The sequence below is a fragment of the Anaerolineae bacterium genome, from assembly GCA_016931895.1.
Lineage (GTDB): Bacteria > Chloroflexota > Anaerolineae > 4572-78 > J111 > JAFGNV01.
This window is the reverse complement of record JAFGDY010000194.1, coordinates 1-21,576: the sequence shown is the minus strand read 5'-3', so window position 1 is coordinate 21,576 and position 21,576 is coordinate 1. Positions and strand designations below refer to the sequence as shown.

The 21,576-nt window shown below is 55.2% G+C and carries 17 protein-coding genes; 11 read left to right on the top strand and 6 right to left on the bottom strand.

The features are described 5' to 3' along the window. The 11 genes from JW953_14225 to JW953_14175 all read left to right on the top strand — a co-directional run. Positions 1–1,397, top strand: a 1,397-nt coding sequence (locus JW953_14225; GenBank protein ID MBN1993853.1) for a molybdopterin-dependent oxidoreductase, incomplete at its 5' end; no start/stop codon positions are given. Between the two features lie 18 nt (positions 1,398–1,415). After that, a complete protein-coding gene (locus JW953_14220) occupies positions 1,416–1,958 on the top strand; it encodes an NADP oxidoreductase (GenBank protein MBN1993852.1) in 543 nt (180 codons plus the stop codon). Positions 1,959–1,971: 13 nt separating this feature from the next. Beyond that, complete coding sequence (locus JW953_14215; protein MBN1993851.1) at positions 1,972–3,405, top strand: Ni/Fe hydrogenase subunit alpha; 1,434 nt, start codon at positions 1,972–1,974, stop codon at positions 3,403–3,405. An 80-nt stretch (positions 3,406–3,485) separates the two neighbouring features. Further along, positions 3,486–3,989, top strand: coding sequence for a pentapeptide repeat-containing protein (locus JW953_14210; protein ID MBN1993850.1), 504 nt, complete (start codon positions 3,486–3,488; stop codon positions 3,987–3,989). A 5-nt stretch (positions 3,990–3,994) separates the two neighbouring features. Further along, positions 3,995–4,501, top strand: a complete 507-nt coding sequence (locus JW953_14205; protein MBN1993849.1) for a hydrogenase maturation protease — start codon at positions 3,995–3,997, stop codon at positions 4,499–4,501. Positions 4,502–4,577: 76 nt separating this feature from the next. Further along, the gene (locus tag JW953_14200; protein MBN1993848.1) at positions 4,578–5,024 is read left to right on the top strand and encodes a CBS domain-containing protein; all 447 of its coding nucleotides are present in this window, start codon (positions 4,578–4,580) and stop codon (positions 5,022–5,024) included. A gap of 626 nt (positions 5,025–5,650) precedes the next feature. Then, the gene (hoxE, locus tag JW953_14195) at positions 5,651–6,244 is read left to right on the top strand and encodes a bidirectional hydrogenase complex protein HoxE (protein MBN1993847.1); all 594 of its coding nucleotides are present in this window, start codon (positions 5,651–5,653) and stop codon (positions 6,242–6,244) included. Next, complete coding sequence (locus tag JW953_14190) at positions 6,241–7,965, top strand: NAD(P)H-dependent oxidoreductase subunit E (GenBank protein MBN1993846.1); 1,725 nt, start codon at positions 6,241–6,243, stop codon at positions 7,963–7,965. Before hoxE ends, JW953_14190 begins: the two co-directional genes overlap by 4 nt. Then, complete coding sequence (gene hoxU, locus JW953_14185) at positions 7,965–8,681, top strand: bidirectional hydrogenase complex protein HoxU (GenBank protein ID MBN1993845.1); 717 nt, start codon at positions 7,965–7,967, stop codon at positions 8,679–8,681. Before JW953_14190 ends, hoxU begins: the two co-directional genes overlap by 1 nt. A 109-nt stretch (positions 8,682–8,790) precedes the next feature. Next, the gene (locus JW953_14180; protein MBN1993844.1) at positions 8,791–9,276 is read left to right on the top strand and encodes an NADP oxidoreductase; all 486 of its coding nucleotides are present in this window, start codon (positions 8,791–8,793) and stop codon (positions 9,274–9,276) included. Between the two features lie 10 nt (positions 9,277–9,286). Next, complete coding sequence (locus JW953_14175) at positions 9,287–10,720, top strand: Ni/Fe hydrogenase subunit alpha (protein MBN1993843.1); 1,434 nt, start codon at positions 9,287–9,289, stop codon at positions 10,718–10,720. A gap of 353 nt (positions 10,721–11,073) precedes the next feature. Here JW953_14175 and JW953_14170 read toward each other — a convergent pair whose 3' ends face one another. The 6 genes from JW953_14170 to JW953_14145 form a co-directional block, all read right to left on the bottom strand. Then, entirely contained in the window at positions 11,074–11,964 is an 891-nt protein-coding gene (locus tag JW953_14170; GenBank protein MBN1993842.1) for a 1,4-dihydroxy-2-naphthoate polyprenyltransferase, read from the bottom strand. A gap of 1 nt (position 11,965) precedes the next feature. Next, a complete protein-coding gene (locus JW953_14165; GenBank protein MBN1993841.1) occupies positions 11,966–14,119 on the bottom strand; it encodes a PD40 domain-containing protein in 2,154 nt (717 codons plus the stop codon). 133 nt (positions 14,120–14,252) lie between these two features. Next, a complete protein-coding gene (locus tag JW953_14160) occupies positions 14,253–15,209 on the bottom strand; it encodes a DMT family transporter (GenBank protein MBN1993840.1) in 957 nt (318 codons plus the stop codon). Positions 15,210–15,217: 8 nt separating this feature from the next. Continuing rightward, the gene (locus tag JW953_14155) at positions 15,218–17,578 is read right to left on the bottom strand and encodes a glycyl radical protein (GenBank protein ID MBN1993839.1); all 2,361 of its coding nucleotides are present in this window, start codon (positions 17,576–17,578) and stop codon (positions 15,218–15,220) included. Between the two features lie 89 nt (positions 17,579–17,667). Beyond that, on the bottom strand, positions 17,668–18,567 hold the full coding sequence (locus tag JW953_14150) for a glycyl-radical enzyme activating protein (GenBank protein MBN1993838.1): 900 nt from the start codon (positions 18,565–18,567) through the stop codon (positions 17,668–17,670). A gap of 171 nt (positions 18,568–18,738) precedes the next feature. Beyond that, entirely contained in the window at positions 18,739–21,441 is a 2,703-nt protein-coding gene (locus tag JW953_14145) for a pyruvate, phosphate dikinase (protein MBN1993837.1), read from the bottom strand. Positions 21,442–21,576: the final 135 nt, after the last annotated feature.

Here is a 21,576-nt window from a genome sequence, read left to right as displayed (position 1 = left end):
TGGGCGAAAGCACCTGTATCTCCTGCGGCAGTTGCGTGCAGGTGTGCCCCACCGGCGCCTTGATTGACCGGATCAGTGCCTATCGCGGCCACGAGACGGATGTGGAAACCATCAAAACCACCTGCGCCGGATGCAGCGTTGGCTGCGGTGTAGAACTGAGCGTGCGCGACAATCATCTGCTGCGCATTAACGGCGATTGGGAGGCCCCGGTAAATGGCGGCGTATTGTGTGAAGTGGGCCGCTTCCTGCCGCTTGAGGACAACCGCGAGCGAATCCTAACCCCCCTGGTCCGCAAGAACGGCGCGTTGAAAGCGGCCACCTGGGACGAAGCCCTTAAAGTGGTGGCCGATAAACTAAAGCCGCTGGTCGGCAAAAACGGCTACAACGTGGCCGCCCTGGCCTCCACCCGCCTGCCCGTGGAAGGATTATACCAATTCAAGCAGCTCTTTGCCGATGGCTTGGGCAGCGAAATGGTCACCAGTATAGAAGAAGGCATCACCACCGCCTTGCCCGGAGCCATAGCCACGGAACTTGGCCGGCCGTTTGAGGGTAGCCTGGATGCGCTCAAAGAAGCGGACTGTGTGGTGGCCGTTGGGGTTGATTTGGTGGCCAATCACCAGGTGGCCGGCTTTTTTGTCAAACGTAATCTGGCCCAGGGCACTAAATTGATTTCTATTGCCCCCTTTGATAACGGCCTCCACCCATTGGCCGACTATGCGCTGCAACCCAAAGAAGGTAAAGACCTGGACCTGTTAGATGGCCTTAAAGCGGCGGTGAGTGGCTCCAACTCAGCCCTGGCCAAAGTGAGCCAGGTCACCGGTATCCCGGCCGATACCATCCAGGCCGTAGGCCAGGTGATCGCCGCAGCCCAAAAGCCTGTATTTGTTTTTGGCAAGGGCGTTACCCGCGCCGGCACTCCAGAATTAATGAAGGCTCTGCTTGACCTGGCCAAAGCCGCCGGCAATGAGGCGGTGGTCATTGGCATGAAGGGACAGGCCAATAGCCTGGCGGCATACCAGTATGGTCTGGATAAATTGTTTGATGCGGGCGGTCGCAAGGCCGTGTACCTGGCCCTGGGTGACGACAAACCCAGCCAGCGTTTGCTGAAACGCCTGGCCGGCGCGCCTTTTGTGATAGTGCAAGCCAGCTACATGTCGGAAGCGGTGGAACAGGCCGACGTGGTGTTGCCCACCGAAATGTGGGCCGAGCAAGAGGGCCATTACCTGAATCTGGATGGCCGCCTGCAAGCAGTCCGGCGGGGTTTGACCCCTCCCGACGAAGTGCGTTCTCACGTTGATATTTTAACCGCAATTGCGGCGGAGATGGGTCTCACGCTCAACCAAGATTGGCAGAACGAGCTAAAACAGCGCGTGTCTACCAGGGCCATTGAAGCGTAAAAAGAAAGGAAGTGTACTATGAGCAAACCCAAAGTCTCAAGCGATTGGCTGGCGGCGTGCGCCGGATGCCACATGTCGCTGCTTGATATTGACGACCGGATTGTGCAGGTAGCCCAACTGGTTGACATTCGGGCCACGCCCATTACCGATTTTAAAGAACCTGACGAGGACGGGGTGACGGTGGGGATTCTGACCGGGGCCGTTAATACAACCACCAATGAGGAAGTGGCCCAAAAAATGCGCTCTCGCTGCCAAATTTTGGTGGCCATAGGCGATTGCGCGGTGTTTGGCGGCGTGCCGGCCATGCGTAACTTTTTCAAAATAGAAGACGCGCTGCGCCGGGCCTACGTTGAAACCGAAAGCACCGACGCCGAAGGCAAAATCCCATCCAGCCCCGAACTGGGCAAACCAACCAAAGTGCGCGCGGTGAGTGAGGTAGTAAAGGTAGATGTGGCCATTCCCGGCTGCCCGCCCCACGCCGATGTGATTTTCCACGCCCTGGCCGAACTGGCCCAGGGTCGCATCCCGGAAATAAAAGACGATAAATTACATTGGGATTAAGGGGGAAATAATAATGCCAACTCAAAAAATAACCATTGAACCCGTCACCCGCATTGAAGGCCACGCCAAAGTGACCGTCCACATGTGCGAGGACGGCGCCGTTGACCGCGCCTACTTCCACGTTAACGAGTTTCGCGGCTTTGAGAAATTCTGCGAAGGCCGCATGTACTTTGAAATGCCCTCCATCACGCCCCGTATTTGTGGCATTTGCCCGGTCAGCCACCACCTGGCCTCGGCCAAGGTTGGCGACCAAATCCAGGGCACGCCGCCGCCTCGCCCGGCCTTTTTGCTGCGCGATTTGATGCACATGGGCCAGATGATCCAGAGCCACGGCATGCACTTTTTTGAACTGGCCGGGCCGGACCTGCTGCTGGGCTTTGACGCCGACCCGGCCGTGCGCAACGTGGTGGGCCTGATTGGGGCCAACCCCGACCTGGCCCTGAAGGCCGTGAATTTGCGCAAATACGGCCAGGAAATCATCCACACCCTGGGCGGGCGTAAAATCCATCCCAACTTTGCCGTGCCTGGGGGAGTCAACAAAGCCCTTACCCCGGCCGGCCGGGACAAGATTTTGCAGGGCCTTGACGAACAGATTGCCACCATCCAGGTTGGTTTGCAGATCATAAAAGACTGGGCGGCCAAGAATCAGGAAGACATTGGCAAATTTGCCGTGTTCTCTTCCGGCTACTTTGGCCTGGTCACCGATAAAGGCAACCTGGAACTTTACGATGGCCAATGCAAATTGATTGACGCGCTGGGCAAACCGTTAGAGCAATTTGACGGCCCGGATTACCTGAACTACATCCGCGAACACGTTGAAGATTGGTCTTATCTCAAGTTCCCCTATTACAAAAAAATGGGCTGGCCTGACGGCACATATCGCGTGGGGCCGCTGGGCCGGCTGAATGTGGCTAAAGCCATTGACACGCCCCTGGCCAATGAGGAACTCAAAACATTCAAGGCCCTGAACAACGGCAAGCCGGTGGAGAACACTCTCTACTACCACTATGCCCGTTTAATTGAATGTCTCTTTGCTGCCGAGCGGGTTCAGGTGTTGCTGGATGACCCCGACATTTTGGGCAAAGACATTCTCAACACCCGCAAGCAGTGGCAGGGGGAAGGCGTGGGGGTGATTGAAGCGCCGCGCGGCACCCTGTTCCATCACTATTGGGCCAACAAAAACGGCCAGTTGCAGCGGGTCAACCTGATTGTGTCTACCGGCCACAACAACTGGGCCATGAGCCAGGCCGTGGACAGCGTGGCGAAAACCTATGTAAAAGGCCCGGATGTGCAGGAAGGCATGCTCAACCGCGTTGAGGCCGCCATCCGCGCCTACGACCCCTGCCTTTCCTGCTCCACCCACGCGCTCGGCCAAATGCCGATTGTGCTGGACATTGTGGACGCCGCCGGTCGGGTAATAAAAACCTTGCGCCGGGATGGACGGTAGATAATTTTTTGGCAAAATCAAAGAGCGGTGTCAATTTTTTGACGCCGCTTTTTCATTGGTGAAGACCGGGTCTATTGTGAATGATGGTTTTTTGTGCTAAGATACTACCAATCATATTTTTCAAAACAGGAATTTGTCCTATGTACTATACCTCGCAAGACATCCTTAAAATCATTCGGCTGGCCCGTGAAAAAGGCCAAACGCCCAATCTGAGCCAAAAAGACCTGACCGGGGTGAGTCTGTACAAAGCTGATCTCAGCGGTGTTGATTTTAGCGAGTCAAACTTGCGGGCCACCTCTTTAGGGCAGGCTAATCTCAGTAACGCCATCTTACACAAAACTCAACTTAGCCAGGTTGATTTATCCGGCGCCAACTTAAAGGGGGCAAACTTAAGCCGGGCTAATCTGTTTTTGGCGACCCTCATTGACGCCGACCTTCAGGGAGCCGACCTGCGGGGGGCGGAACTGGGCGGAGCCAACCTGACCAACGCAAACCTGGAGCAGGCCAAACTCCAGCATGCGCGTTGGGATTCTTATACCCGCTGGCCCCTCGATTTTGATCCGGCCAAGGCGGCGACAGCTTGAAGCTTATGTCCAAAATCCTCATCATCGGCTACGGCAACCCCAACCGGGAAGACGATGGCGTGGCCTGGCATATTTTGCAAAAGCTGGCGGCGCATTTTAACGTGCCCCTTGTTCCTGCCTTGGCTCCCGATGAATTCGACCCTGACCGTTATCCCCATTTGGTCTTTGAACTCCAACTCATGCCCGAAATGTCGGAGGGAATAGCCGGGTATGATTACGTTTGTTTTGTTGACGCCCATACCGGCGCGTATCCAGAAGAGGTGCGGGTTGCCGCCCTCAATCCCACCTTCCAAACCTCGCCCTTTACCCACCATTTAACCCCGGAGAGTTGTTTGACCCTGGCCGAAGCCCTCTATGGCCGCGCGCCAGAAAGTTTAATGGTCTCGGTGCGGGGTTATTCCTTTGGCTATAAAACTGAACTCTCTTCCCCAACCGCCACCCTGGCTAACAAAGCCGTGACCCGCATCATTAACTGGGTGGAGGAAAAAAGCGCATTTTCAACCTCAACCTGAGAAAAAATCCGGTTTTTGTGATATAATAGAGCAGCAGAAATCTTAAAAATATCTTTCTATAAAGAGGGGAACAACAATGGTTACAGTCAAACAACTCTTAAAGTCCAAAGACTCTACCGAAGTTTGGTCTGCGGCTCCTGAAACCTCGGTGTTTGACGCGCTCAGACTGATGAGCGAAAAAAACGTGGGCGCTTTGCCGGTGGTTGAAGGGACAAAACTGGTGGGCGTTATTTCGGAACGGGATTATGCCCGGAAAGTGGTGCTGATGGGCAAATCTTCCTTGAATACGCCGGTGAGCGAAATCATGACGCCGCGAGTATATTGTGTGCACCCCGCCCAAAAAATGGCCGAATGTATGCAATTGATGACCGAAAAGCGCGTGCGTCACTTGCCCGTGTTGGATGACGAGCAGTTGGTTGGCATTATCTCCATTGGCGACGTGCTCAAAGAAATCATCTCCGAGCAAGAAACTTATATCAAAGATTTGGAGAATTACATTGATGGCCGGGGATACGGCCAATAGAGGGGGAGTTTTTAAGGGCAGGCCGGGGTCTTGTGAACCCATTTTCAAAGAAAGCGTGAAATTTGTCACTATAAAATTTTGTAATATAATTGGCCTCAGATTCACTGTTGAAATACGGCCGGGAAAAATAAGCGGGGCTATGTGCTTTAGCCCCTTCACCGCAAAGATGCCAAAGTCACCAACTTAAAGGAGGCTTTCAAAAGTTACATCTTTGCGGTTTTGTTTTTAAATTTTTGTGACATGCATCACATTTTTGTGACATATATCACAATTATTAGTGACAAATGGCCCTACTAAAAAGAAGAAATTCTATGGTATAGTTCTCTCCTGAAATCATTGTTTTTTTGTAACTGCTCAAGCATGTCATTTCGACCAAAGGGAGAAATCTTCTTAAAGCCGTACCTGGAGAAGGGGATTTCTCGGCCTCTGACCTCGAAATGACATAGGGCTGAGTAGTAACGTTTTTTCTTTTTTTAATTTAGTTTGTGATATTAGTCACAAAACTAATGGTCACAAAACTAATGGTCACAAAACTAATGGTCACAAAACTAATGGTCACAAAATTGACCGGATGTCAAAAAAATGTATTTGAGTTTGAATAGAAGCTAGAACATAAGGAGCCGCTTATGCTTGCGACAAAAGAGAAAAAATCAACCCCTGCTATTGAGCATCCCAGCGGTGATGCTCGATTTAAATTGGTAGACCGCGCCTTGAAGCGATTGCATTTTCAACAAGACGCGCTGATTGAGGTGTTGCACGTGGCCCAGGAGTCGTTTGGTTATCTGGACGAGGGGCTGTTGATTTACGTGGCGCGCCAGTTAAAATTGCCTCCCAGTTGGGTATTTGGGGTAGCCACCTTTTATCACTTTTTTTCGCTGGAACCCAAAGGAGAGCATCAGTGCATTGTGTGTATGGGCACTGCCTGTTATGTAAAGGGTGCAGGCGATATTGTGGCCTGTTTGGAGAAGGAGTACAACCTCAAAGCCGGTGAAACAACCGCCGATGGTAAGTTCAGCCTCACCGAAGCCCGCTGCCTGGGCAGTTGCGGCTTGGCCCCCATTTTAATCCTGGATAACCAAACTCTGGGCAAAGAAACCCCCGCTTCTGCCGCCGCCAGGGTGCGAGAAGCATTGCAAGGGCAAGCCGGAAAAAACGGTCGTGGGGCCAGGCCCAAAGTAGCGGCAGATGAGGAAGAATTTGCGGAAGGGGAGACATTATGAACAGGGTTGAATTACAAGAATTGGCCGAAAAAGTTGGCGCGCGCCAGCAAAAGCTTCGCTGCCGGTTGTTGTGCTGCGGCAGCACTCCCTGTTTGTCATCAGGGGGAGGCAAGGTGCAGGAAGTATTGACAGAGACCTTGTTGGAGAAGGGCCTTAAGGCCGAGGTGTCCGTAGTGAATACCGGTTGTATGGGGCCGTGCAGTCGCGGGCCTTTGGTTACGGTGCAAAGGCTAGGCGCGGCAGAGGTGACCTACCAGAACGTTACCCCTGAACTGGCTAAAGAAATTGTGGAAAAACACGTGGCCGCCGAAACGCCGGCCGTATTGCCGGAGCACGTATTGCCCGGCGATCATCCCTTTTTTGCCAAGCAGCAAAAGGTGGTGCTTTCTAACAGCGGCCAGATTGATCCGGAGTTGCTGGAAGATTACGTGGTGCGCGGCGGTTATATGGCCCTGGGAAATGCCTTGCGGGATATGACGCCCGAAGAAGTATGCCAGGAAATTACTCGCAGCGGCTTGCGTGGACGCGGCGGGGCCGGGTATCCCACCGGCCTGAAATGGGACCTGGTGCGCAAAGCCCATGGCGATGCAAAGTATGTGGTAGCCAATGGTGATGAGGGCGACCCCGGCGCGTATATGGACCGCACCCTGATGGAATCGGACCCGCACCGCATTTTGGAAGGGATGGCCATTGCCGGTTACGCGGTGGGGGCCAGTCAAGGGTATGTTTATGTGCGCGGCGAATATCCCATTGCGGCCCAACGTTTGGAAAAAGCCATTCGCACCGCCGAGCGGCGGGGTTTGCTGGGCAGCCGGGTAATGGACAGTAACTTTAGCTTCCGCATTGACATCCGCATTGGCGCGGGCGCGTTTGTGTGCGGCGAAGAAACCGCCCTTATCGCCTCGATTATGGGCAAACGCGGCCAGCCCGAACCCCGCCCGCCTTATCCGTCGGAAAGTGGATTGTGGGGCAAACCAACCTTGCTGAACAATGTGGAAACTTACGGCAACATTGCCCCCATCATTGCCAACGGCGCCGAGTGGTACAGCGGCATTGGCACCGAAAAAAGCAAAGGCACCAAAATTTTTGCCCTGGCCGGCGCGCTGGAAACCACGGGCCTGATTGAAGTGCCTATGGGCATCACCCTGCGGGAGATTGTGTACGACATTGCCGGCGGCATTCCCGATGGCCGCGATTTTAAAGCGGCGCAAACCGGCGGTCCCAGCGGCGGTTGTATTCCGGCCTCGCACCTGGATATCCCGGTGGATTACGAGAGCTTAAAAGCTTTAGGTTCCATGATGGGCTCCGGCGGTTTGATTGTGCTGGATGATACCAACTGCATGCCCGATGTGGTGAAGTATTTTTTGGAATTCTGTATGGACGAAAGCTGCGGTAAGTGTATTCCCTGCCGGGTGGGCACGGTGGAAATGCATAACATTTTAAAGCGCATCACCAACGGTAGCGCCACCGAAAAAGACCTGGCCACTCTGGAAGAACTCTGCACCATGGTGCGCGATACCAGCCTGTGCGGCCTGGGTCAAGGCGCGCCCAGCCCCATTGTTAGCACTTTGCGTTTTTTCCGCGATGAGTATGAGGCGCACATTAAAGAGCATCGCTGCCCGGCCGGAGTTTGCGAAATGACCGAAGTGCCGGTCCTGGAATTGACTGAAGAACTATACCGCCGCGCGGGTGAAATTGAAACTGCCCAGGAGGTGAACTAATGGCTGTTGTAACCTTTACCTTAAATGGCGAACTGGTAAGCGCCGGCGATGAACAATCATTATTGGAAGTTATCCGTGAGCAAGGGATTGAAATTCCTACCCTTTGCCACATGGATGGTTTGAGCGAGCGCGGCGCGTGCCGCCTATGCCTGGTTGAGGTGGCGGGCATTCCCAAATTGCTGGCTGCCTGCACCACCAAACCACAGGAAGGCATGGTGGTGCAAACCCACACCGAAAGATTGGTTAAATATCGCCAAATGATCATTGAGTTATTAATGGCCGAACGCAACCACGTGTGCGCAGTGTGCGTGATGAACGGCAACTGCGAGTTGCAATATCAGGCGGCCAAATTGGGTGTTGACCACGTTCGCTACGACTATCTTAATCCCAACCTGCCGGTGGATAACAGCCACGAGCGTTACGGCCTGGACCACAATCGCTGCATTTTGTGCCTGCGCTGCGTGCGGGTATGCGATGAAGTGGAGGGCGCGCACACCAAAGACGTGATGGGGCGCGGCGTAAACAGCATGATCGTGAATGATATGAACCAGCCGTGGGGACGCAGTATTAGCTGCACCAGTTGCGGCAAGTGTGTGCAAATTTGCCCCACCGGCGCCTTATTTACCAAAGGCTCCTCTGTGGCTGAAATGGAAAAACGGTACGACTTTTTGGAGTGGATTGTCAGGGGCCGGGAGAAGAACGAATGGACGTGGTAAACCCACTGAACTATGACGAGCCAAGTAGAGGAGTAAAACAATGAGTGGAAAAAAACAGAAAAAAATAAGGCTGGCGACAGCTTGGTTGGGGGGCTGCTCCGGCTGCCATATGAGTTTTTTAGACCTGGATGAGCGCCTGCTTGACCTGGCTGAAGCCGTGGACCTGGTTTACAGCCCCATTGCCGATGCCAAAGAATTTCCCCAGGATGTGGATGTGACCCTGGTGGAAGGCGCTGTAGCCAATGTGGACCATCTTGAATTGGCCCAGAAAATCCGTGAGCGCAGCAAAATAGTGGTCAGTTTTGGCGATTGCGCCATTACCGGCAACGTGACCAGCTTGCGCAACTACTTGCCGCTGGACGACTTGCTGACCAAGGTTTACCACGAAGGCCCAGGCAGCGCGCCGCGCGGTTTGGCCGAAGATCGGGTGATGCCCGCCCTCATTCCGCGCGTGCTGCCCTTGCACCAGGTTATTGAGGTGGACGCCTACATCCCCGGCTGCCCGCCCGACCCTGACCGGATTTGGGAAGCGGTGCAGATGTTGCTGGCCGGTAAGCCGGTGGAGTTATCTGAAGAAATGCGCTATTTTGGATAGGAGAACAACAATGGGCAAAATGGTAACCATTGACCCGGTGACCCGGATTGAGGGTCACGCAAAAATTACGCTTTATCTGGATGAAAAAGGCCAAGTGGCCGATGCCCGTTTTCACGTGGTTGAGTTTAGAGGGTTTGAAAAATTTTGCGAGGGCCGCACAGTTTGGGAAATGCCCGGCATTACGGCCCGTGTGTGTGGTATTTGCCCGGTGAGCCACCTGATGGCTTCGGCCAAAGCGGGCGACGCTATTTTAGGCGTGCGGATTTCATCATCGGCGGAGAAGCTGCGCCGTTTGATGAATTGGGGCCAGATTGTGCAGAGTCACGCCTTGAGCTTTTTTCACTTGAGCGCGCCCGACCTGCTGCTGGGCATGGAGAGCGAACCGGTCACCCGTAACGTGATGGGCTTGATCCAACAGTATCCCGATATTGCCCGCCAGGGCATCCGCCTGCGCGGCTTTGGCCAGGAAGTTATCCGGCTGCTGGGCGGCAAGAGTATTCACCCGGCCTGGGCTGTTCCCGGCGGCGTGCGCCAGGCCCTCACGGAGGAAAATCGGGATAAGATCCGCGCCGGGCTGGGCGAAGCTTTTGACACCATTAACATGGCCCTGAACCTGTTCAAGGATGCCGCCGAAAACTTTGGCCCGGAAATTGAGGCGTATGGCAATTTCCCCAGCCTGTTCATGGGGCTGGTGACGCCCGACGGCGGTTTGGAACATTACGATGGCGTACTGCGTTTGATGGACAGCGATGGCCGCATTATTGAAGATGAGGTAGACCCCGCCAATTACCACCACCTCATTGCCGAGGCTGTGGAGCCCTGGACTTATTTGAAGTTCCCGTATTACAAACGTTATGGTTTTGGCGAGGAAGGCATGTACCGTGTTGGCCCGCTGGCCCGCGTGAATGTCTGTGACTATGCCGGCACCCCCCGCGCGGACCGCGAGCTGCGCCAATTCCGGCGCCTGGGCGAACAGGGCAAGCCGGTATTGAGCAGTTTTCATTATCACTACGCGCGGCTTATTGAAATTCTTTTTTCGCTGGAAAAAATTGAGGAAATACTGGACGACGCCGATTTAAGGGGCAACCATATTCGCAGCAAGGCCGGGGTGAACAACCTGACCGGCGTGGGAGTAAGCGAAGCCCCTCGCGGCACGCTTTTCCACGAGTATCACGTGGATGAAGATGGGGTGCTGCAAAAGGTCAATCTGATCATTGCTACCGGCCAGAACAACATGGCCATGAACAAAACGGTCAAGCAGATTGCCCAGGCTTACGTGAACGGCAGCGGCTTGACCGAAGGTATTATGAACCGCATTGAACACGGCATCCGCGTGTTTGACCCCTGCCTGAGCTGCTCAACTCACGCCCTAGGCCAGATGCCGCTGCACCTGCAACTGGTGGGGCCGGACGGCGAAGTGGTGGCAGAGCGGAAAAGGGGGTAGGATTTGGGGCTAAGGATGTGTTCCGTAGATTAAAGTTGTGGCAAAATCAGCTTGGCCATGTTGCCCTGAACGGCCAACGGGAGCGAAGAATCCCCTTTTTAAGCAACAATCAATGTAGGAGATTCTTCGCTCCGTTTATTACACTGAGCTACGCCGAGACCATGTCATTTCGACCGTCAGGGAGAAATCCCTGCGGAGGTCGGTTCAAATTCAAGGTTGATTGGCAAACCCGACCCGCCTTACTTGCCTGACACCATACCTCTATAAAGACGGTTTCAGGGATTTCTCGTCGCAAGCTCCTCGAAATGACATGAAGCGGCTCTCACTTTGGGCAACAATATCTTTCTTGGGCTTTAAATGATCAACCCCACCGCCAGCAGCATTCCGTAAATCAACTCCATGCGGGCCGTTCCGGCCAGGGCCACATTAAGGGCGCGCCCTTTTTTGCGCAAAATTTGCCGCCATAAGGAGATGGCCAGAGGGATAGAGAGCCAGCTTAACAAAACCCCCGCCCCGGCTGCGCCAAACCACCACATCAATGGCGGCGTGGCGTAACTGCCCAGCAGTAAAAACAAGTATTCCCCCTGCGTGCCCCGCACCCCCAGGCGCACGGCCAGGGTTTTTTTGCCCACCGCCCGGTCGGTCTCAATATCACGCAGGTTGTTGACCACCAAAATGGCAGTGGTCAACAACCCCATGGGCACGGCGGCCCACACCGCAGCCGGGCCAACCGTGCCCGCCTGCACGTAATACGTGCCGCACACGGCCACCAGGCCAAAAAAGATAAAAACAAAGAGGTCGCCCAGGCCCCGGTATCCCAGGGGAAACGGCCCGCCCGTGTAGGCAATGGCCGCCAGGATGGAAAGCGCGCCAATAACCACAATGGGCCAGCCGCCTACCCGGATCAGGTATAAACCGGCTAACGCGGCCAGGCCAAACGTAAACCACATCCCTAACAACACCTGGCGGGGGGTTAATAAACCGGCCTGGGTAACCCGCATGGGGCCAAGGCGGGCGGTGGTGTCGGCTCCTTTTGTAAAGTCAAATACATCATTGGCCAGGTTAGCCCCAATTTGGAGAAATAACGCGCCCAGCAGGGCGGCCAGGGCGGGCCACAGGCTAAACGCCTGCTCGGCCACGGCTACGGCTGTGCCTACCACAACAGGGGCGGCGGCGGCAGGCAAGGTTTTGGGCCGGGCGGCCAGGAGCCAGACGTGGATTTTGGATAGAGCTTGAGCCGCCATCTTACCGCTTCCAGCTAATCCTTTCCTCGGTCCAACCCCGGCTGGCATACACATCTGTACCGATCAACCCATCAGGAGAACCTTCTATGGAAAAGAGTTGGCGCTGGTCTTGCCCATTGGGCCGCATGGCCCACACGGCCCAAGCCCCGCCGCGATCGCTGACAAAGGCCAACACCTGTCCATCGGGCGACCACGCGGGCAAGCCGTCGTTAGCGGGGTCATCGGTGAGGCGCTGTAAACCGGAGCCATCGCTATTGACCAGGTAAATCTCCCAATTTTCATCTCGATTAGACATAAAGGCGATTTTACTGCCATCGGGAGACAAAGCCGGGGCCGTATCTTTATCCGTGTCGGTTACAGGTTGCAGGTTGTCAAAAGCAAGCGAGGCAAGATGCAGGCCAACCGGCGTATTGCCCCAACCTTTGAACACCAACTGCCCGTTTGGGCCAAGGGTGGGGTATTCGCCCTCGCCAATGATCACGCCCTGACCGAGTTCTTCAAAACTGCCCATCCTGATCAGTTGAGAGCGACGGTCCCCGGAACGGCGCGACAGCAAAACCAGTTGGCTGCCGTCGGGACTCCAGCTGGGGAGTTGGTCTTCAATAAAATTGGTCGTTTGCTTTAAATTAGCCCCGGAAACATCCATGGTCATCAAACCCCGCGCGTCAAGCTGCCAGGAGTGAAAGGCAATGCGGTTGCCATCGGGGCTAAAGGCCGGCTGGCTGGAGTGCGCGCGGAAAAATTGGGTGCCGGAGCCATCGGCCTGGCCCAGGTAAAGGTCATAGTCGGTGCCGTTAAAAACCGGATAAGCAATGGTCCCCACCAGGGAAGCAGCGGGAATACCTTGCGGTTGGACAATTTCGGTGATGGTGGTGGGGGTAAGCGTAGGAGTGGCGCTGGGTTCGGGTGTGGGCGTATCGGTTTCAATAATTGTATCCTGCGCTCCCGCCGCATCGCCAAGCGGCACAATCGTCTGCACTACCAGGGTCGGGGTGCTGGTGGGGGGGGCAGTGGTGGCAGCAGGCAAGAGGGCCTCAACCGGCGTGCCCATAGATTTTTCTTCGGCCATCACCACGGGGGCCGGGGTGGGGGTTTGAGGGCCAAACGGGCCAAACAAAAACCAGGCCGCACCCACCAAAATGAGCAGAACAATCACCAAACCCACGGCGGCCAACCACCACGGCGAAATCTCTGCCGGTTTGGCCGGCGCTTTGGCTCCAACCGGAGCTTGATCTTTGAGAGCCTGCCGCATCTCTGCTGCCGCTTGATAACGCTGGTTGGGGTGAATCTCCATAGCCCGCAAAATAACCAACTCGGTATTTTCTGAAATTTGGGGATTAAGCTGGCGCGGGGGAACCAAAACTTCCGGCCTGAGCAAACGTTGGTGCACGTCCGGCGGGTACAGGTTGGTCAACAAATGGTACAAAGATGCGCCCAGGGCATAAATGTCGGAGCGGGGGTCGGTATGTTCCTCGCTGCTGGCAAATTGTTCCAGGGGGGCATAAGCCGGGGTGCCCAGGCCGCGCAGTTCCACCTTTGTTTCGGGGCTGCTGGCATCAAATAGTTTGACCAGGCCAAAGTCAACCAGTTTGACCCGTCCCTGGAGATTTAAACGCATATTGGCCGGTTTGATGTCGCGGTGCACAATTGGCTGGGGGCGCTGGTTGTGCAAATAGGTCAGGGCGTCTAACACCTGGTCGGCCCAATCCAGCACCGACTCTTCCGGTAAGGGCTGCTGGGCGCGTTGCAGCATGCTGTTCAGGTCTTCGCCCTCTACGTAGTCCATCACCAGGTATTCGCGGTTATTGTTTGCCGTGACAAAATAATCAGACACTTTGGGCAGGCCGGGATGGTCCAGCCGGGCCAAAACACGGGCTTCGGCCAGGAATTGTTCGCGTAGGCGGGCCAGCACTTCCGGGCCGTCGTCGGCGTTGGGCCGGTTTTCTTTGATGGCGCAACGCCGTCCGGCCAGGCGTTGGTCTTCGGCCAGGTACACGGCCCCCATTGCGCCAAAGCCAAGCACGCTCACCACTTGATAGCGATCTGACAAGACCGCCTGCTGGCCCAACAACCCATACAACGGCGAGGGGCAATTGCTACAGGTTTTGGCCTCGTCGGGGTTATCAAAGCTGCAGTTGGGACACATTTGGGACATGGCTGGTTACTCCCCCATAGTTAAATTGTGCGTGGAAATTATGATGGGGTGAGGCGTAAAATGTGATACGTAACTTTGGCCCCATTCCTTCAACAGCAATCATACTGACTTTAGGCTAAAACGGCAAGTAGGCTTAAGGCCATTGTTGCTCACCCATCACCCCCAGGCCAATCCCCACCAGCAACAGGACAAAACCAAGTAACTGGATTGGGGCAAAGGTTTCGCCAAAGAGAAAATAGGCAAAAATGGCCGAACCGATGGGTTCACCCAGAATGGCTAAGGCCACAAAGGTGGTAGAGAGATGAGCCAGCGCCCAATTGAAAGAGGTGTGCCCCAACAGTTGGGGGCCAATCGCCAGCAACAAGATCCAGAAATAAGCCAGCCAGGGATAACCAAACAGGCTCAAACCGGCCCAGGCGGTAACAATGATGATCACAACCATTGCCGCCGTATAGGCCAGCCAGGCGTAGGCCAGCGTAGATAGGCGCACGCGCAAACCGCGCCCCACCAGAAAATAAGCGGAGCCGGTCATCGCCCCTAGCAGGGCCAGGATGTCTCCGCCCAAAGCTCTATCGGCCCGGCCTGCCGGGGCAACGAGATTTTGCCAAGAGAATTGAAACGAGTTTGTTTCCGGTTGAACAACCAGCACGCCGCCGTCGCTAAAGGCAATGAGGACGCTGCCGGCAATGGCGGCAATGACCCCGCTGATGGTCTGGCCCGAGGGGCGCTCGCCGTACAGGAAGAAGGCGGCCAGGGCAATCCAGAGCGGATTGGTGGATACCAACGCGGCGGATGAGGCCACCGAGGTGAACTCCAGCGAGTAAATCCAGGTGGCCAGATGGGCGGCCAGGAAAACTCCGGCGGCTGCGCCCCACAAAACGTCTTTCCGGCGCAAGCCGCGCAATTCATAGCTCCGCCGTTGCCAGGCCAGCGGGGTTAAAATGAGGGCGGCAAAAATCAGCCGCCAACTGGTGACCACTAACGACGGCGCACCGCTTGCCTGAGCCAGCCGCACCAAAATAGAGGAGGTGGCGGCTATGGACACCCCAAACAGCAGCACCAGATAGGGGAATACACGCTGACGAGTCAAACGATGCCTCAAAACGACTGGTGTTCGGTGCGGGCGATGATTTCCTCCTGCAAGGCCGGGGTAAGATCGCAGAAGTAATCGCTATAACCGGCCACACGCACAATCAAATCGCGGTACTGTTCAGGATGTTGTTGGGCGGCGCGCAGAGTAGCGGCATCCACCACGTTAAACTGGAGGTGATGGCCGTCCAATTTGAAATAGGTGCGCACCAGGTGCACCAGTTTGTCCAGGCCCTCGTCATCCTTGAGCAGGTGGGGCGTGAATTTTTGGTTAAGCAACGTGCCGCCGGTGCGAGTGTGGTCCATCTTGGCCGCCGATTTGATCACTGCCGTTGGCCCATGCCGGTCGGCGCCCTGCACCGGCGAAATCCCCTCAGAAAGCGGGGTATTGGCCCGGCGACCATCGGGGGTGGCGCCAGTGACCGAACCAAAGTAAACGTGCACCGTGGTGGGCAAAAGGTTGATGTGGTAGGTGCCACCTTTGGTGTTGGGCCGGCCGTCAACGGCCTGGAAATAGGCTTCAAACAGGGGCACCATCACGGCGTCGGCGTAATCGTCGTCGTTGCCAAATTTGGGAGTTTTGTTCAAGAGCATCTGGCGAACTCTTTCGTGACCCTGAAAGTTGTCCTGAAGCGCAGTCAACAGTTCGGCCATGGGCAAAGTTTTTTGATCAAAAACATGATACTTGATGGCCGCCATCGCGTCGGTGAGGGTGCCCAGGCCAACGCCCTGGATGTAGCTGGTGTTGTAGCGAGCGCCGCCATCGTGATAATCTTTGCCCCTGGCAATACAATCATCAATCAACAGGGATAGGAAGGGGGCAGGGATGTGGTTGGCGTATAGCCGCTCGATGACGTTGTTGCCGCGGATTTTGAGGTCAAGAAAATAGTTGAGCTGTTTTTGATAGGCCGCAAAAAATTGGTCAAAGGTATCAAATTGAGCGGGGTCGCCGGTGGCCGGGCCAAGCTGGCGGCTTGTTTGAGAGTCAACCCCATTGTGCAGGGTTATTTCCAACACCTTGGGCAGGTTAAAATAGCCGGTGAGATTATAATTTTCCTTGCCAAACGCGCCGGTTTCCACGCAGCCGCTGGTGCCGCCGGCGCGGGCATCGGCCACCGACTTGCCTTGCCGGATCAACTCCTGCACCACCACGTCGCAGTTGAAGAGGGAAGGTTGGCCAAAGCCGGTGCGGATGATTTTGGCAGCCCGTTTGATAAACCGATCCGGATTCTTTTTGCTCAATTGCACCGAGGAACTGGGCTGTAGCAGGCGCATTTCCTCAATGACGTCCAGAATCAGGTAAGTGACTTCGTTGACGGCGTCGGAGCCATCCACTTTGACCCCGCCGGTATTGATCTGGGCAAAATCGGTGTAGGTGGCGCTCTCCTGCGCGGTGACGCCAACTTTGGGGGGGGCGGGCTGGTTGTTGAATTTGATCCAGAAGCATTGCAGTAACTCCTCGGCGGCCTCGCGGGTAAGCGTTCCTTCCTTGATTTCCTTTTGGTAAAAGGGATATAGGTGCTGGTCAAGGTGGCCGGGGTTGAAGGCGTCCCAGGGGTTCAACTCGGTGGTGACGCCCAGGTGAACAAACCAATAATATTGCAGCGCCTCCCAAAAATTGCGCGGGGCATGGGCCGGAACGTGAGCGCAGACCTCGGCAATGCGGGCCAGTTCTTGCTTGCGCTGCGGGTCCGGTTCTTGTTGGGCTAAAGTTGTGGCTTTTTCTGCGTGCCGTTGGGCAAAACGAATCACAGCGTCGGCGGTGATGGCCATGGCTTTGAGTTGTTCCTGTTTGTCGTAGGCGTTCGGGTCGTTGAGGTAATCCAGGTTGTCCAGGCAGCGTTGGATGTCGGCCTTAAAGTTCAGCATGCCCCGGCGATAAATTTTATCATCCAGCACGGTGTGGCCGGGCGAGCGTTGTTCCATAAATTCCGTGAAGACCCCGGCCTGGTATGCGGCTTTCCACTTCTCCGTCATTTCCCGGAAAATGAGATCGCGCATAGAGTGGCCCTGCCAGAAGGGAATAATGGTTTCCGCATAAATCCGGCGGGTTTCCGGGCTAACGGCAAAAGATATTTTCTCCCGCGAATTGAGAATATCCAGGTCGGCCAGGGTATGGCAGCACAACTCCGGGTAAGTGGGGGTGGCTTTGGGGGCTGGCCCTTTTTCGCCCACAATCAATTCATCCGCGCCCAGGTAAATGGTTTTGTGTTCCATAAGATATTGAAAAGCCAGGGCGCGGCGCATGGGGGCGGAAATCAGTCCCAAATTCTGTTGGTAAAATTTGGTCATCAATTCGGCCCGTTCCGGGGAGAGGGTCGGCCTGGCTGTTAGGCTTTGCTGCCGCAGTTGGGCCACTCTTTGGGTTATTGGCATGGAGCAACCTCATTAATGGTGAATTGTGAATGATTAATGGTGAATGTTTAATGTTCAATTGTGAACCGTAATGGGTCAAGGTGTCAAGCTTTTACGAGCAGATTAAATTCTTGCAGAATTTTAGCAATGTGGGCCATTCTTTCTGCCGAGGGAGGCCGGATTTCGGATAGTTGATAGGCCATATTTAATCGCTCATATTTATCAGCCGAAAGGTGATGGTAGGGCAAAAGCTCCACCGGGTGGGCTTGGGGTAAAGCGGCTATAAACTGGCCCAGTTGCCGAATGTTTTCAGCGTCATCATTGATGCCGGGAATAACCGGCACCCGGAGGATGATTTGATGTCCCTGCTGAGAGAGGGCCTGTAAATTCTGCAAAACCAACTGGTTAGACCCACCGGTAAATTTTTGATGCCGGACCTCATCCATCAACTTGAGATCGTACAAAAACAAGTTGACGTAGGCCCGAATAGAATCAAGTGTTTCCCACGAGGCAAAACCGGACGTGTCTACCACCGTGTGGATTTCTTTGTCTCGGCATGCCCGGAGCAGCGCCAGCAAAAAATCTGGCTGTAACAGGGGTTCGCCGCCGGAAAAGGTAACGCCGCCGCCAGATTCGTCGTAAAAGGCAACGTCTTTTTCAATTTCCGCCATCACCTGGGCCGTGGTCATTTCGCGGCCAATGATTTCCCGGGCCTGGGCGTAACAGGTTTCAACACAAGTTCCACAAAGGTTACATTTCTCGTTATCGGTGATGATACCGTTGCCGTTTTGCGAAACGGCTGCTTGCGGACAAACCGCCAGACACGCCCCACAGCCAATACAACGAGTTTTGCGGAATATTCGTTCCGGTCTCCTGGCTTGACTCTCCGGGTTGTGACACCAACAACAATGCAGGGGACAGCCTTTGAAGAAAACGGTGGTGCGAATGCCCGGCCCGTCGTGGATGGAGAATTTTTTGATATCAAAGATGATGCCTTTGTTCAAAACCTGTTTTCCTTTTTGGACATGATAAATATACCAGCCTTGCGTCACATCCGCCAAAGAAAGTGAACCAAAATGCGGGCAAACAAAAACGGAGGTTCAATTCTGAACCTCCGTTTTATTTTACAGAGTCACGCCCAACTTGGCGAACCAAATTTATTTGGCGAACCAAATTTATTTGGCCGTAACCCCTTTTTCCTTCAAAGCCACCTGCCCGGCCGCCAGGCGAGCGATGGGCACGCGGAAGGGAGAGCAGCTCACGTAGTTTAACCCAATCTTGTGGCAGAAGAAAACCGACTGCGGGTCGCCGCCGTGCTCGCCGCAGATACCCACTTCCAGGTCGGGGCGGGTTTTGCGGCCCAACTCAACGCCCATCTGCATCAGTTTACCCACGCCAGCCTGGTCAATGCTGGCAAAGGGGTTCTCTGGCAAAATCTTGCGCTCAATATACTCAATGAGGAAACCCTTTTCGGCGTCGTCGCGGGAGATGCCAAAGGTGGTTTGGGTCAGGTCGTTGGTGCCATAGGAGAAGAACTGGGCAAATTCGGCCATCTGGTCGGCGGTAAGGGCCGCCCGCGGAATTTCGATCATAGTGCCAAATTTGTAATCCACAGTAAGGCCTTGTTCGGCCATCACCTTTTTGGCTTCTTCTTCCAGGGTGGTCTGTTGGACCTTTAATTCATTGACGTGGCTGGTCAGCGGAATCATAACCTCGGGATGAACGTCCACGCCTTCTTTGGCTACCTGGCAGGCGGCCTCGAAGATGGCGCGCACTTGCATTTTGGTGAGGGCGGCCAGGTGGATGCCCAGGCGCACGCCGCGCAGCCCAAGCATGGGGTTGGCTTCGTGCATGCTTTCCACGGCGTTGAGCATGGCTTCTTTTTCGGCCAGGGTCTTGGCGTCTTTGCCGGTAACTTGCAGTTTGACCACTTCGCGCAGCAGTTCATCGTGGGCCGGCAGGAACTCGTGCAGCGGCGGGTCAATCAGGCGGATGATAACAGGCAGGCCGTCCATCACGCGGAACAGACCGGCAAAGTCTTCACGCTGGAAGGGCAGCAGCTTGTCCAGGGCTTCCTGGCGAGTGGCGTCGTCTTTAGCCAGAATCATTTTCTGGACATGCGGCAGGCGCTCGGCTTCAAAGAACATGTGCTCGGTGCGGCACAGACCAATACCCTGCGCGCCAAATTTGCGGGCGCGTTCGGCGTCTACGGGGTAGTCGGAGTTGGCCCACACTTGCAAACGGCGGGCGTCGTCGGCCCAGGAGAGCAATTTGACCAGGTAGGGATCGTTGAGGTCTGGCACCAGGGTTTCCAACTGGCCCAAAAAGACCTCCCCGGCCGTGCCGTCAATTGAGATCCAATCGCCTTCTTTAATCACTTTGCCGTCGGCGCTGGTCATCTGGCGTTTCACCAGGTCAAGGTCAAGCGTAGACACGCCGACCACGGCCGGCTTGCCAAACTGGCGGGCCACCAGAGCGGCATGGCTGGTACGGCCGCCGCGGCTGGTGAGAATACCTTTGGCGGCAAGCATGCCATGCACGTCGTCCGGCTTGGTTTCGGGGCGAACCATAATGACGGCTTTGCCTTCTTCTTTGGCCCACTTTTCGGCCAGGTCGGCGTCAAAGGCCGCCACGCCCACGGCCGCGCCGGGCGATACATTAAGGCCCTTGGCCAGCAGCGTGGCCGCCTTTTTGGCCTGCATGTCAAATTGCGGATGCAGGAAAAAGTCAACCTGTTCCGGGGTGACGCGCAACACGGCTTGCTCTTTGCTGATCAAGCCTTCTTCGGCCATGTCAACGGCAATGCGGACAGCGGCCTGGGCGGTGCGTTTGCCATCGCGGGTTTGCAGCATCCACAGTTTGCCGCGCTCGATGGTAAATTCAACATCTTGCATTTCTGTGTAATGCTTCTCCAGCCGTCCGCAAATTGCTTCAAACTCGGCGTAGACTGCGGGCATTTCTTCCTTGAGTTCTTCGATAGGTTTGGTCAGGCGGATACCGGCCACCACGTCTTCACCCTGGGCATTGTTCAAGTAGTCGCCCTCGATCACATTTTCGCCAGTGGAGCCGTCGCGGGTCATAGCCACGCCGGTGGCGCAGCCTTCACCCATGTTGCCAAAGACCATGGTTTGAATGTTAACGCCAGTGCCCAGGTCGTGCGCAATCTTGGCCGCGTTGCGGTAGTCAATGGCCCGCTTGCCATTCCAGCTTTTGAACACAGCTTCGGTGGCCAGTTTGATTTGCTCCAGCGGGTCCTGGGGAAAGTCTCGACCGGTTTCGGCCTTGAAGATCTTTTTGAATTCCTCGGTGACTTCTTTCCACTGGGCGGCGTTCAAATCGGAGTCGCTCTTAACGCCGGCCTTTTGGCGGGCCTCGGTGAGCACTTCTTCAAACGGCTCGTCGGCAATACCCATCACCACGCTGCCAAACATCTGCACCAGGCGGCGATAGGAGTCGTAAACAAAGCGCTCGTCATTGGTGAGTTTGGCCATGCCTTTCACCACCTCATCGGTCAGGCCGATGTTGAGGACAGTGTCCATCATGCCGGGCATGGAAAATTTGGCCCCGGAGCGACAGGAAACCAACAGGGGATTGTTGGGGTCGCCAAACTTTTTGCCGGTTTGTTTTTCCACGGTCTTCAAGGCTTCCAATTCTTGTTCCCACATGCCTGGGGGGAACTTTTCGCCTGCGGCCAGGTAGGCGTTGCAGGCTTCGGTAGTGACGGTGAAACCGGGGGGCACAGGCACGCCGGCGCGAGTCATATCGCCCAGGTTAGCGCCTTTGCCGCCCAACAGGGCACGCACACCTTCCCAGTCACCGCCAACAGCCTTTTCGGCTTCATCAACTTCGTCAAACAAATAAACCCATTTTTTACTCATTTAAATATCCTCCAACAAGATAAAATTATATTGAGATTGAGAGTTAATAGAGATTGAATTTGATCAGAGCCGAAATCTCAGCTCATCATAGTCATTCAAATAATGACCAGTTTAAACAATAGAAAACCTCCGCCA

Excerpts from the sequence above, each read along its gene's own strand:
- JW953_14220 (MBN1993852.1), top strand. The coding sequence starts at position 1,416 with ATGAGCAAACCCAAAGTCTCAAGCGATTGGCTGGCGGCGTGCGCCGGA.
- JW953_14215 (MBN1993851.1), top strand. The coding sequence starts at position 1,972 with ATGCCAACTCAAAAAATAACCATTGAACCCGTCACCCGCATTGAAGGC.
- JW953_14210 (MBN1993850.1), top strand. The coding sequence starts at position 3,486 with ATGATGGTTTTTTGTGCTAAGATACTACCAATCATATTTTTCAAAACA.
- JW953_14205 (MBN1993849.1), top strand. The coding sequence starts at position 3,995 with ATGTCCAAAATCCTCATCATCGGCTACGGCAACCCCAACCGGGAAGAC.
- JW953_14200 (MBN1993848.1), top strand. The coding sequence starts at position 4,578 with ATGGTTACAGTCAAACAACTCTTAAAGTCCAAAGACTCTACCGAAGTT.
- hoxE (MBN1993847.1), top strand. The coding sequence starts at position 5,651 with ATGCTTGCGACAAAAGAGAAAAAATCAACCCCTGCTATTGAGCATCCC.
- JW953_14190 (MBN1993846.1), top strand. The coding sequence starts at position 6,241 with ATGAACAGGGTTGAATTACAAGAATTGGCCGAAAAAGTTGGCGCGCGC.
- hoxU (MBN1993845.1), top strand. The coding sequence starts at position 7,965 with ATGGCTGTTGTAACCTTTACCTTAAATGGCGAACTGGTAAGCGCCGGC.
- JW953_14180 (MBN1993844.1), top strand. The coding sequence starts at position 8,791 with ATGAGTTTTTTAGACCTGGATGAGCGCCTGCTTGACCTGGCTGAAGCC.
- JW953_14175 (MBN1993843.1), top strand. The coding sequence starts at position 9,287 with ATGGGCAAAATGGTAACCATTGACCCGGTGACCCGGATTGAGGGTCAC.
- JW953_14170 (MBN1993842.1), bottom strand. The coding sequence starts at position 11,964 with ATGGCGGCTCAAGCTCTATCCAAAATCCACGTCTGGCTCCTGGCCGCC.
- JW953_14165 (MBN1993841.1), bottom strand. The coding sequence starts at position 14,119 with ATGTCCCAAATGTGTCCCAACTGCAGCTTTGATAACCCCGACGAGGCC.
- JW953_14145 (MBN1993837.1), bottom strand. The coding sequence starts at position 21,441 with ATGAGTAAAAAATGGGTTTATTTGTTTGACGAAGTTGATGAAGCCGAA.